This is a genomic window from Gaiella sp. (assembly GCF_035558935.1).
Taxonomy (GTDB): Bacteria; Actinomycetota; Thermoleophilia; order Gaiellales; family Gaiellaceae; genus Gaiella.
Window position 1 is genome coordinate 1 of sequence record NZ_DATMBZ010000081.1, and the last position, 12,225, is coordinate 12,225.

A 12,225-nucleotide genomic window follows, 5' to 3' on the forward strand; every position below is an offset into this window, starting at 1 on the left:
CGTGCTCTACAACCAGTCGTACCACATGGCCGACCTGGCGGTGGAGGGGCCGGACGCCACGGCGCTCCTCTCACACCTGGCGGTCAACAGCTTCGAGGGCTTCGGCGTCGACCGGGCGAAGCACTTCGTCCCCTGCACGCCCGAGGGCTACGTGATCGGCGACGTGATCCTCTTCCACCTCGCTGAGAATCGCTTCAACCTCGTCGGCCGAGCGCCCGCGCTCAACTGGATCACCTACCACGCCGAGACGGGCGGGTACGACGTGCAGGTCGAGCTCGACCAGCGCTGGGCGCTGCGCACGGACGGCCGGCGCAGGTCCTATCGCTTCCAGGTGCAGGGGCCGAACGCGATGGGCGTGATCGAGGATCTCCTCGGCGGCCCGGCGCCCGACCTCAAGTTCTTCCACATGACGACGGTCACGGTCGCGGGCAAGACCGTGCGTGCCCTGCGGCACGGCATGGCCGGCCAGCCCGGGTGGGAGCTGTTCGGGCCCTGGGAGGACGAGGCGCCCGTGCGCGAGGCGATCGTCGAGTCGGGCGCGAAGCACGGGCTGCGCCAGGTCGGCGGCAGGGCCTATTCGTCCAACACGCTGGAGTCCGGCTGGATTCCCTCGCCGCTTCCGGCGATCTACACCGGCGACTCGCTGCGGGCCTACCGCGAGTGGCTTCCTGCCGCCGGGTACGAGGGCTCCGCGTCCATCGGCGGGAGTTTCGTCGGCAGCTCGATCGAGGAGTACTACTTCACGCCCTGGGATCTCGGCTACGGCGGTTACGTCAAGTTCGACCACGACTTCGTCGGGCGCGAGGCGCTCGAGCGCATGGCCGGCGACGACCATCGCCACAAGGTCACGCTCGCGCTCGAGGACGACGACGTCCTCCGCACGGTCGGAACGATGCTCGGAGCGAGGGACCGCGCCAAGTTCGTCGACTGGCCGTCCGCGGTCTACTCGATGCATCCCTACGACCGCGTCACGGTCGACGGCGAGACGGTCGGAGTCTCGACCTGGGTGGGCTATAGCGCCAACGAGGGCAAGATGCTGACGCTCGCGGTGCTCGACGCCGAGCACGCCGAGCCGGGCACCGAAGTCACGTTCGTGTGGGGCGAGGAGGGGGGAGGCACCACCAAGCCCACGATCGAGCGCCATGTCCAGACGGAGATGCGCGCGGTCGTCAGCCCGGTGCCGTACACGGAGGTCGTCCGCCGCACGTACGCGCCCGACAGCTGGCGGGCGGCGCAGGTGTGACGGGCGGAGGACGCAAGAGGGCGAGGCTGAAGCCACGCCCCGGAGCCCGGGCGCGGTCAGCGTCATCCGTCTTCCTGCCATGACCGATTAGGGTGAGCGACGTGGCTCCGACCGTGCGTGACGCCGCGTTCGACGTCCTGCGCGAGTACGGGCTCACCACGCTCTTCGCGAACCCCGGCTCGACGGAGATCTCGCTCCTCTCCGACCTGCCGGACGACCTCCGGTTCGTGCTGGGGCTCCACGAGAGCTCGGTCGTGGGGATGGCGACCGGCTGGGCGCTCGGCCGTCGCGAGCCCGCGCTTGCGATCCTGCACACGACCCCCGGCCTCGGGAACGCGGTCAGCGCGCTCGCCACCGCACGCGTCAACCGGGCGCCGCTCGTCGTGCTCGTCGGCCAGCAGGACCGGCGGCATCTCGCGGCCGAGCCGTTTCTCGCGGGCAAGCTCCTGGGGCTCGCCGGCGAGTACCCGGTCTGGGTCGACCAGCCGGTGCACGCGCAAGGGGTCCCGGGGGCGATCGCCCGCGCTCATCACGAGGCGGTGACGGGGCGCGGCCCGGCGCTCGTCATCGTTCCGATGGACGACTGGGACGCCGAGGCCGGCGCGCCGGAGGAGCGTGCGGCCCCGCGTCGCGTCGTGCGCGCCGCGGGGGCCGATCCAGCGCTCGTGGCCGAGCTCGCCGAGCTGCTCGACGGCGCGGAGCGTCCGGCGCTCGTGGTCGGCGCGGGGGCCGACGACGACGAGACATGGAACGCCCTCGCTGCGCTCGCCGAGCGGCTCTCCTGCCCCGTCTGGCAGGAGTCGTTCAGCGGCCGGGCGGGTTTCCCGCAGGACCACCCGCTGTTCGCAGGTCACCTGCCGGCCGATCGGCCGCGCCTCCGTGAGAGGCTGGCGGCGTACGACGTCGTCCTCGCCGTCGGTGCGCCCGCGTTCCGCCAGTACGCCTACGCGCCGGGGCCGTTCACGGAGCCCGGGACCCGGGTCGCGATGGTCAGCCGCGACCCGGCCGAGGTGCACCGCAGCGCCGCCGAGCTCGCGGTGCTCGCGGCTCCGGCAGCCGTCTGCGCGGAGCTGGCGCGGGTCGTGCGACCGCGTGACGGAGCAGCGGTCGAGGCGTTCGTACCGCCGCCCGCGCCCGGGCCGCCGTCTCCCGGGGAGCCGCTGCGGGCCGGCCACGTCTTCGCAGCCTTTGCCGAGCGGCTGCCGCGCAACGCCGTCCTCTTCGAGGAGAGCCCGTCGAACCGCCCGGAGCTGCTCGCGCGGCTGCCGGCGCGCGAGCCGCTCGGCCTGCTCAGCCCGGCGATGGGAGGTCTCGGGTTCGCCTTTCCGGCGGCGACCGGCATCCGGCTCGCGTGCCCCGACCGGCCGGTCGTGGCCTTCGTCGGCGACGGGTCGTCGCTCTACGCGATCCAGGCTCTCTGGAGCGCCGCGCGCTACGGCGCGGGAGCGGTCTTCGTGGTGCTGTCGAACGGCGGCTACGCGGTGATGGACCGCCTCGCCGAGCAGCAGGGCGGCTCCCCGCCCTGGCCGGGCTTCCACGTCGACGTCGCGGGGCTCGCGCGCGCTTTCGGCTGCCCCGCACAGACCGTTGCGGAGCATGACGAACTGCTGCGCGTCCTCGACGACGTCGTCCCGGGCCTCGTCGACCGGAACGAGCCTTTGCTCCTGGAGGTGGTCGTCGCCCCCGACGAAAGCTTCTCGCCATGAAGGAGGAGGGAAGATGAAGGCGGCACTGATGCGGGAGTACCACCGGCCGCTCGAGCTCGTCGACCGCCCCGTTCCCGAGCCCGCGCGTCACACCGACGTGCTCGTCCGCGTCGGCGCGGCGGGGGTCTGCGCGACCGACCTTCACGCGATCGACGGCCTCATGGAGCCCGCGGGCGTGACGCTGCCGCTCGTCCTCGGACACGAGAACGCGGGGTGGGTGGAGGCCGTCGGCGACGGCGTGACGACCGTGTCGCCCGGAGACGCCGTCCTCGTCTACCCGCCCTACAGCTGCGGCCTCTGCGTCGCCTGCCGCCGCGGGAACGACATGCACTGCGTGCGGCACGACTTCACGGGGTTGACCGTCGACGGCGGGTTCGCCGAGTACGTGCTCGTCTCCGAGCGCTCGCTGCTGCCCCTCCCGGCAGGCGTCGAGCCGGTGGACGTCGCCCCGCACGCCGACGCCGGCCTCACGGCGTACCACGCCGTGCGGCGCCTCGCGCACCTCGCGGTCCCGGGCTCGACGGCCGCCCTGATCGGCGTGGGAGGCGTCGGCCACATCGCGCTCCAGCTGCTCCGCGAGCTCGGCTCGAGCCGCCTGATCGCGATCGACACCGACGAGCGACGGCGAAGCCTCGCCGGCGAGCTCGGCGCGGACGAGGTGCTCGACGGGGACGCTCCGGCCGATGCCGTCAGCGACCTCACCGGAGGCCGCGGCGCCGACCTCGTCTTCGACTTCGTCGGGACGCAGGAGACCCACGACGCCGCGGCGGCGATGCTCGCGCGCGGAGGGACGTTCTCCGTGATCGGCTACGGCGGCACCGTCTCGATCCCCTCGGTCGTGATGATCGCGAGCGAGCACTCCGTCGTCGGAAACCTCGTCGGGAGCTGGGTCGACCTCTGGGAGCTGCTCCAGCTCCACGCGGCCGGCCGGCTCGTGCTGAAGAGCGAGGTACACCCGCTCGACGCGGTGAACGACGTCCTCGACAAGCTCCGCGAAGGCGACGTCACCGGCCGCGCCGTGCTCGTGCCCTAAGCGCGGAGCCAGAGCCCGAGACCGGGCGGCTCGGGGATTCCGAGCTCCGCCTGGAGCGCGACGCCGAGCGCGAGGAGCCGCCCGTCGGTTCCCGCCGGCCCGACGAGCGACACGCCGACGGGGAGCCCCGTCCGTCCGCCCACGCCGGAAGGGATCGCCGCGACGGGGAGCCCCGTCCAGTCCCACAGGTGCGTGAGCGAGATGAGCGCGTAGTCCGTGCCGGCGTGGTCGTAGCCCTCGCCGCGCAGCGGGGCGACGACGGGAATCGTGGGCTCGAGCAGTGCGTCGACGCGGTGCTCCGCGAGCCAGGCGGACCACGCACCGGTTGCTTCCTTTCGCCGCTCCTGCGCGGCCACGTACTCCTCGCCGGACATCGCCCGGCGCTCGCCGGTCTCGACCCACTCGCGCAGCGACGGCCGGTAGGCGTCCCGCGCGGCGTCGAAGCGGCGGTGGTAGACGAGCATCTCCGTCGTCAGGACGTCGACGAAGTCCTGGCCGACGGCATCGGGAAGGCCCGGCGACGGCGGCTCCACGATCGTCGCGCCGAGCCTGCGGCATTCCTCGAGCGCGCGCTCGAAGCCGGCCGCGACGTCGGGGTCGAGGTCGACCGAGCCGAGACGAGGGGACACCGCGACCCGCGATCCCTCCAACGACGTCGGGCCGCCGGTCTCCACCCACGAGGCGTGCAGCGCGCTCTCCGCCCGGCGCCGGTCCGGCCCGGCCATCGCCTCGAGGAGCACGGCGCAGTCGGCGAGCGTCCGGGCCATCGGGCCGGCGTGGTCGAGGCTCCACGAGAGCGGCACGACGCCGGCGAGCGAGACCGTCGCGCGCGTCGGCTTGATCGTCGACGTGCCGCAGCACGCGGAAGGGATCCGCAGCGAGCCTGCGGTGTCGGTTCCCGTCGCGGCGGGCGTCATCCGTGCCGCGAGCGCGGCACCCGAGCCGCCGCTCGACCCTCCGGCGGAGCGGTCGAGCGCCCACGGGCTGCCGACCTGGTCGGTCGTCCCGCCCGCGGCGAACTCGTGCGTGTGGAGGTGCCCGAGGAGCACCATCCCGGCTTCGGAGAGCCGCCTCCATGGATCGCAGTCCTCCGTCGGCACGTCGTGGAGGAGCGTGCTGGACGCGGTCACGGGCTTCCCGGCGACGGCGTAGAGGTCCTTGAGGCCGATCGGCACACCTGTCAGCGCCGGCGCTGGCCCGTCACGCCGCACACCCGCCTCGCTCAGCCGCTCGTCGGCCCGGGCGGCGGCTGCGAGCGCGTCCTCCTCGTAGACGCGCACCCAGGCGTTGATCGACCCGGAGTCTCCCTCGTGGCTGTGCGTCCCGTCGACGTTCCGGATGCGCTCGAGCAGGATGGCCGCGACCTCGGACGCCGAGGCCTCGCGGCGCTGGAGCACCCCCGACAGCTCGACGACGCCGAGCCGTGCGAGGTCGGTCACGAGCCCGCCGGGCCGGAGGCGAAGATGCGACGCGGCTTGTCGACGAGCAACTCGTCGAGCTGCATCACGAGTACGTGCTCGTGGGCGAGCGTCGGGCCGAGGCTGGCCGCGGCGACGGGCCCGTGGACGGTCTCGACGGCGCTCACATCGATCCCTGTGTCGCCTACGAGAGCGTCTCCAGCGTCTCGCCGCCGGGGTCGACCTCGCGCAGCAGATACGCCGACTGGAGGAGCTCCGGCTCGTCCCGGAGCCGCCGGGCGGTGCCGTGGTAGTGGATCCTGCCCCGCTCGAGCACGTACGCAGTCTGGGCGAGGCCCAGCGCGACGTGTGCGAACTGCTCGATGAGAAGCACCCCGACTCCGCTCGCGGCAACCGACTCGAGCGTGACGACGAGCCGCTGGACGACGACCGGGGCGAGGCCGAGGGAGAGCTCGTCGACGAGCACGTACTTCGGCCGAGAGACGAGCGCCTGCGCGAGCACGACCATCTGCTGCTCGCCGCCCGACAGGGAGCGCGCCGCGATGCGCCAGCGCTTCTCGAGCTCGGGGAACAGCTCGAGCGCGTGGGCGATTCCGTCGCGGGCCTCGTCCCGGCGCAGCGCGTACGTCGCGACGCGCAGGTTCTCCTCGACGGTGAGGTTGGGGAGCAGCTGGCGTCCCTCGGGGACGATCGCGACGCCGGCCGCGCGGATCTGCTCCGGACGGCGCCGGGTCAGGTCGGCGTCGCCGAGCTTCACGCTGCCGGAGGTGGAGCGGAGCACCCCGCCGACCGCGAGCACGAGGGTCGACTTCCCGGCGCCGTTCGGCCCGAGCAGCGCGGTGACCTCGCCCGGCGGGATGGTGATCGAGACGCTGCGGAGCACGGGTCGCCCGCCGCGCGCGACCGAGATGTCCGCGAACGTCAGACTCGCCGTCTGCCTCCCGGGTGCGGCCGCGCTCACGCGACGTCCTCTGTGCCGAGGTAGGCGCGGATGACGTTCTCGTCTCTCAGCACCTCGGCCGTCGGGCCGGAGGCGATCAGCTTCCCGAAGTCGAGCACGGCGGTCGTCTCGCAGCAGGCCCGTACGAGGCTCATGTCGTGGTCGACGAGCACGACGAGGGCGCCGAACTGACCGGGGATCGCCTGGATCACGCGGCGCAGGTGCTCCGTCTCCTCCTCCGGCAGGCCGGCGGCCGGCTCGTCGAGAAGGACGACCCGTGGGCTTCCCACGACCGCGCGCGCGACCTCCACGAGGCGTCGTTCCCGCGCTCCGAGGCCGCCCACCCGCGCCCGCGGGGGTGTCTCGAGCCCGACGAAGTCGATCGCCGCCTGCACCTCGGCTCGCTTGCCCGCACCCTTGACGCCCGAGTGCTCGTAGATCATCGCGACGTTGTCGAAGACAGAGAGCTGCTCGATCGCCTGCTCGGTCTGGAACGTCCTCCGCAGGCCCCAGCGAGCCCGCCGGTAGTCGGCCATCCTCAGGATGTCCTCGCCGAACGCCCGGATCGAGCCCGCGGCAGGCTTCACGAATCCGGAGAGGACGTTGAAGAAGGTCGTCTTGCCTGCGCCGTTCGGACCGATCAGCCCGCAGGTGCCGCCGGGAAACGTCACGTTCATCCCGTCGATCGGGGTGACGCCCGCGAAGCGGACGGTGAGGCCGTCGACCTCGATCACGTCCGGCCTCCGCGGCCCGTCACCTTGCCGACACCCCGCCACGCGAGGCGGCCGAGGCTGGCCATGTCCTTGGGGAACTGCTGCGCCAGTCCACCGGGCGCGGTCAGCAACACCTGGAGCAACCCTGCGCCGAAGAGGATCAACACGAAGTTCGGATTGAAGCCCCACTGCACCTGGAAGAGAAACGGGAGGAGCTGGCTGAAGCAGCCGGCGACGACGGCGCCCCAGAGGCTGTAGATCCCGCCGATCAGCGTTACGGCGAGGAGCGTCAGCGAGTCTTGCGTCTGGAACGACTGGGCGGTTGGCTGACCCACCTGCGCAGCGAGCAGCGCGCCCGCGACGCCCGCCATGAACGAGGCGAGCGCGAAGGCCCACAGCTTGTAGAAGACGACGTTCACGCCGGCCGCGAGCGCGGCCGGCTCGCTCTCCCTGATCGCCGCCCAGGCACGCCCGGGCTTGCTCCGGACGTGGAGCAGCGCGACGAGGAAGACGAGCGCGGCGACGACCACGACGTACCTGTAGTACGCGGTGTCGCCCTCTGCGATCGACGGGCGCCGAACGGCCTGGAGGCCCGAGAGATCGGGCGTGCTCGTCCGCCCTGTGAAGCCGCCGCCGCCGTTCGGGAAGTTGATTGCGACCAAGACGACGTTCACCGCACCGGCGGCCATCAGCGTGATCAGGGCGAGGTGGAGGCCGGACAGGCGGATCGCGGGCAGCCCGATCAACACGCCGATCGCGCACGTGATCAGGCCGCTCAGGAGGAGGACCAGCGGGAAGGAGAGGCCGGTGGCGAAGTTGAGGCGCGTCGCGGTCCAGACGCCGATCACGAGGAGCGCGACCTGGCCGAGCGAGATGAGCCCGACGCGGCCGTACAGGATCCCGAGGCCGAGCGTGATGATCGAGTAGATCGCGACACTCGTGAAGGTCGTCGTCCAGTCCGCCCCGATCGTGGGCAGGGCGAAGAGCGCGATCGCGAGGAACGCGGCGATGGCGACGACGCGGACGGCCGTCCCCCGGTCGAGCGTCAGCGCGGCGCGCGCCGCGGCGGCCGTGTCCTGGCCCGGTGAGGGGGTCACGCTCATCTACGGGCCCGTGGAGAGACTCATCTAGCGCGCCGTCCGCGTGATGGTGACGACGCGACGGCGTGAGAGCCAGAGGAGCGCGACGATCGCGAGTACGAACGGCGCCGCGGATCGATACTGGGTGATCGACGCGTACGGCGCGAAGAGGGCCTGCGCGAGGCCGACCGCGAGCCCGCCGAGCAGTGTCACCCAGAGCGACTGGAGCCTGCCGATGAGCGCCGCGGCGAGCGCGGCGATGACGAGGAAGGTCAGCGCCGCGTAGTCGAGCGACGTGAGCAGGTCGGGGAGGAGGAGCCCCGCGGCGCCTGCGACGAGACCCGAGCCGAACCAGGCCGACGCCTCGACCCGGCGGACCGGCACGCCGAGCGTCGCCGTGATCTCCCGGTCGTTCGCGATTGCGCGGTAGGCGGTCCCGAGGTTCGTGTAGCGGAGGAACGCCGTCGTCACGACGGTCAGCGCGATTGCGAACACGAGCGCGATCACCTGCGTCCAGTTCACGAACGCGCCGAAGACGGTGAAGGTGTGGCTCGAGCTCGGAAGCGGGAGGAACCGGGCGAACGCGCCGCCCACGGGTGCCCGCCAGGCCATGAGCCCGAGCAGGATCAAGGCGAGCCCGAGCGTCCCCATCATCTTGACGAGCGGGTCACGCGCCGCGAAGGCGGGGCCGAAGAACAGCCCGTAGGCGAGGTTGACGACCCCGCCGAACGCGACGCAGGTGACGTACGCGAGCCAATGCGGCCAGCTCGTGTGGTTGATCATCCAGTAGGCGATCAGGGCGCCCGCGGCGCCGATCGCCCCGAACGCGAGGTTCAGGACGCCGGTCGCCTGGTAGAGCACGACGATGCCGACGCCGGAGAGCGCGTACACGCCCCCGAGCGCGAGGCCCAGCACGATGTAGGGCTTGAAGAACTCCCAGTCGACGCCGAACACGGCAAAGGCGACGACGCTATCCATGCTGACCTCGTGGCACCCTGATCTCCACCGGATCGATCGCTACTTCCCGGTGTTGAGCTTGAACTTCTTCTCCCAGACGCGGGTCTGGGCGACTTCCTTGTCGACCGGAGCGATCGCGAAGCACTTCTCCTTGAGGACGACCTTGCCGCCCTTGTAGTCGACCGTGATGTCCCAGTTGTTCGGGATGTGGTACGGCAGCGCGTTCCCCACGTACCACGGCTTGCAGATCATGTCGGTCTTGATGTTCTTCAGCTTCCGGACGGAGGCGTTGTACGACTTCGCCGTGACCGGGCCCTTGACGTTGAGAAGGGCGATCGTGGAGAACTTGCCGGCCATGAAGCCCATCTGCGCGAAGGCCTGGGGGTCGATCTTCGTGTACTTCTTGAGCACGTCGAGCATCAGCCGGGTGTCGGGCCCCTGCGAGGGGTCGAGCAGGCCGAACTCGGAGTTGATGTAGAGCTTTCCGTCCCACTTGCCGAACTGGCCCGCCATGAACGTGTTGGCGATCGGCGTGGACGAGCCCCACTTCACCTTGTCGATCAGGCCCTGTGCCTCCGCGGCCTTCATGAGCGCCGGCGCCGTGTCCGGGGTGAAGTCGAGGATGATCCCGCCGCCCGGGCCCGCGGCCTGGTAGAGCTGCTGGACGATCGTGTTCGCGTCCGTCACCGGCAGGGTGACCGGGACGCTCTTCCCCGGGATGCCCGCTGCCTGGGCGACCTTGATCGCGCCGCCGTCCGCATATGCGGCGATCGTCGAGGGCGACGCGACGACGATCGACTTGGCACCCGCGCGGACGAGCGCCTGCGCCGCCCCGATGTTCGAGTAGCGCGGGCCCATGTTCACCTCGACGATGGACGGCGTCCCGAAGCACTCCGCCTGCACGCCCGCGCCGATCACGACGAACCCCTTCGCCTTGTAGTACTTCCAGTTGGTGCCGCACTCGGTGAAGCTCGTGTTGCCGACGACGCCGACGACCTTGTCGCTCTCCACGAGCTTGCGTGCGAGCGCCGCCTGCTGGGCGGGGTTGAGCTGCTCGTTGTAGAGGATGTACTGCACGGGCCGGCCGTGGATCCCGCCGTTGTCGTTGACGCAGTCGAAGTACGCCTTCGCGACCTTGCCGATCGTCGTGAAGTCGACGCCCGGGATCAGCATCCCGATCCCGCCGATCTTGATCGGCCTGCCCGTCGCCTTCTTGCCCGTGCCGAGGCCGCAGACGGACTTCGTCGCGGACGCCTTGCCCGAGCCGACCGTCGCCGTCGTCTTGTCGCCGGCACCGGTTGCCCAGCCGGTCACCATCAGCGCCAGGACGCAGCTTGCGGCCAGGACGCCGATGATCGTCTTCGTCGATCTCATGGATCCCTCCATTTGGGGTGTCTCGAGCCTCGTTTGACCGAACGTCGCGACCGACCACCGGCCGCGCAACGCCTCAGGGTCTCGTCACGCGCGCCCTCCTCGCCTCGGCGTGCGTCCCGCGTGTGCGGCCACGGGCGGGATCCGGCCAGCGATGCTCGGGGCGACGGGGACCACGCGAGCCAGGGCGCGCGCGACAGCGGTGTGCGGGCCCTCGGACGCCCGCTCGGCGCCACCGTCTCCCTCTCTCACGTCCCGGATACTAGACTAGTGTCTTGACGAATGGAACACTGCGCCGGTGGCGATCCGGCGCGACGGCGGTCGGGTCGAGCGGGAAAGGAGACCAGGATGAGCACCCAGACCGAGACCGGCATCGACACGAAGCTGTTCATCGGAGGCGAGTTCGTCGAGGCCGAAGGGGGTGCGACGTTCGAGAACCGCGACCCCTGGAGCGGCGACGTCGTCTCGGAGGTCGCGGCGGGGACACGAGCCGACGCACGCAAGGCGGTCGAGGCCGCCGCTGCGGCGTTCCCGGAGTGGTCGCAGACCCCGCCGGCCGTGAGGCAGGGCGTCTTCCTCGAGGCGGCCGACGTGCTCGAGTCGCGGCAGGACGAGGTCGTCGCGATGCTCGCCCGCGAGACGGGCTGCACTTTCGGCTTCGGCATGTTCCAGATGCACTTCGTTCCCGGCCTCTTTCGCCAGGCGGCCGCGCTCGCGTACGCGCCGCTCGGCGAGGTGATTCCCTCCGACACGGGCGCCTTCGCCATGGGGATCCGCCGCCCGGTCGGCGTGGTCGGCGCGATCGCGCCCTGGAACGCGGCGCTCATCCTCTCCGCGCGCGCGATCTCCGCGCCTCTGGCGCTCGGCAACACCGTCGTCCTGAAGCCGTCCGAGTGGTCGCCGCAGGTCGGCGGCCTGCTCTGGGGGGAGGTCTTCGCGGAAGCCGGTCTCCCGGCCGGCGTGCTGAACATCGTCACTCACGCGCCCGGCGAGGCCCAGGGCGTCGGCGACGAGCTGATCGAGAGCCCGCACGTGCGTCGGCTCAACTTCACCGGCTCGACCGCGACGGGCCGGAAGCTCGCCGAGGCGGCCGGCAGGCAGCTGAAGCGGATGGTGCTCGAGCTCGGCGGCTACAACCCGCTGATCGTCCTCGCGGACGCCGACCTCGAGTACGCGGTCGACGCCACGACCTTCGGGGCGTTCCTCCATCAGGGGCAGATCTGCATGTCCGCCCGGCGGATCATCGTCGAGCGGTCGATCGCGGACGAGTTCGTGTCGCGGCTCGCCGACAAGACGCGCGGCCTCAAGGTCGGCGATCCCTCGGAGCACGACACGATCATCGGGCCGGTCATCAACCCCGAGGCGCTCGAGACGATCACGTCGCGGGTCGACGCTGCGGTTGCGAGCGGCGCCCGCATCCTCGCCGGCGGCAGCGCCGAAGGGCCGTGCTTCCAGCCGACGCTGCTCGCCGACGTGCCGGCCGACTCGGAGTTCGCGAACATCGAGACCTTCGGTCCGGTCGCGGCGATCGAGATCGTCGACTCGCCCGACGAGGCCGTGGAGCGGGCGAACGCGACGCCGTACGGCCTCTCGTCCGGGATCATCACGACCGACGTCGAGCGGGGCATGGCGCTCGCGCAGGCGATCGACGCGGGCATCGTGCACGTCAACGACCAGCCGGTCGGCGACGAGCCGCAGATGCCCTTCGGCGGGGTCAAGGACAGCGGCTTCGGCCGCTTCGGCGGCCAGGCCGTGGTCGACGAGT

11 protein-coding genes are annotated in these 12,225 nt (G+C 71.5%); 4 read left to right on the forward strand and 7 right to left on the reverse strand.

The genetic code is table 11. From position 1 onward, the window contains the following. From VNM44_RS08160 to VNM44_RS08170, 3 genes are all read left to right on the forward strand, one after another. Window positions 1-1,243: hypothetical protein (locus tag VNM44_RS08160; protein ID WP_325624828.1), on the forward strand; the 1,243-nt coding region annotated here is incomplete at its 5' end. A gap of 101 nt (window positions 1,244-1,344) precedes the next feature. After that, a complete protein-coding gene (locus VNM44_RS08165) occupies window positions 1,345-2,949 on the forward strand; it encodes a thiamine pyrophosphate-dependent enzyme (protein WP_325624830.1) in 1,605 nt (534 codons plus the stop codon). A 13-nt stretch (window positions 2,950-2,962) separates the two neighbouring features. Next, a complete protein-coding gene (locus VNM44_RS08170; RefSeq protein WP_325624832.1) occupies window positions 2,963-3,982 on the forward strand; it encodes an NAD(P)-dependent alcohol dehydrogenase in 1,020 nt (339 codons plus the stop codon). Here VNM44_RS08170 and VNM44_RS08175 read toward each other — a convergent pair. Genes VNM44_RS08175 through VNM44_RS08205 form a run of 7 tightly spaced genes read right to left on the reverse strand, consistent with a single transcriptional unit; the run spans window position 3,979 to window position 10,463 of the window. Beyond that, window positions 3,979-5,421 (reverse strand): amidase, encoded by a 1,443-nt coding sequence (locus VNM44_RS08175; protein WP_325624834.1) that lies wholly within the window; start codon window positions 5,419-5,421, stop codon window positions 3,979-3,981. The genes VNM44_RS08170 and VNM44_RS08175 overlap by 4 nt on opposite strands. After that, on the reverse strand, window positions 5,418-5,567 hold the full coding sequence (locus VNM44_RS08180) for a hypothetical protein (RefSeq protein WP_325624837.1): 150 nt from the start codon (window positions 5,565-5,567) through the stop codon (window positions 5,418-5,420). Before VNM44_RS08180 ends, VNM44_RS08175 begins: the two co-directional genes overlap by 4 nt. A 17-nt stretch (window positions 5,568-5,584) precedes the next feature. Continuing rightward, window positions 5,585-6,361, reverse strand: coding sequence for an ABC transporter ATP-binding protein (locus VNM44_RS08185; RefSeq protein ID WP_325624839.1), 777 nt, complete (start codon window positions 6,359-6,361; stop codon window positions 5,585-5,587). After that, the gene (locus VNM44_RS08190) at window positions 6,358-7,074 is read right to left on the reverse strand and encodes an ABC transporter ATP-binding protein (RefSeq protein ID WP_325624842.1); all 717 of its coding nucleotides are present in this window, start codon (window positions 7,072-7,074) and stop codon (window positions 6,358-6,360) included. Before VNM44_RS08190 ends, VNM44_RS08185 begins: the two co-directional genes overlap by 4 nt. Further along, window positions 7,071-8,156 (reverse strand): branched-chain amino acid ABC transporter permease, encoded by a 1,086-nt coding sequence (locus VNM44_RS08195; protein WP_325624844.1) that lies wholly within the window; start codon window positions 8,154-8,156, stop codon window positions 7,071-7,073. Before VNM44_RS08195 ends, VNM44_RS08190 begins: the two co-directional genes overlap by 4 nt. Before the next feature lie 24 nt (window positions 8,157-8,180). Further along, complete coding sequence (locus VNM44_RS08200) at window positions 8,181-9,110, reverse strand: branched-chain amino acid ABC transporter permease (protein WP_325624846.1); 930 nt, start codon at window positions 9,108-9,110, stop codon at window positions 8,181-8,183. A 39-nt stretch (window positions 9,111-9,149) separates the two neighbouring features. Then, window positions 9,150-10,463 carry an ABC transporter substrate-binding protein gene (locus tag VNM44_RS08205; protein ID WP_325624849.1) on the reverse strand — a complete coding sequence of 438 codons (1,314 nt, stop codon included), beginning with the start codon at window positions 10,461-10,463 and terminating at the stop codon, window positions 9,150-9,152. A gap of 345 nt (window positions 10,464-10,808) precedes the next feature. Between VNM44_RS08205 and VNM44_RS08210 the strand changes: the two genes are divergently transcribed. Continuing rightward, a partial coding sequence (locus tag VNM44_RS08210) for an aldehyde dehydrogenase family protein (protein WP_325624851.1) occupies window positions 10,809-12,225 on the forward strand: 1,417 nt, incomplete at its 3' end.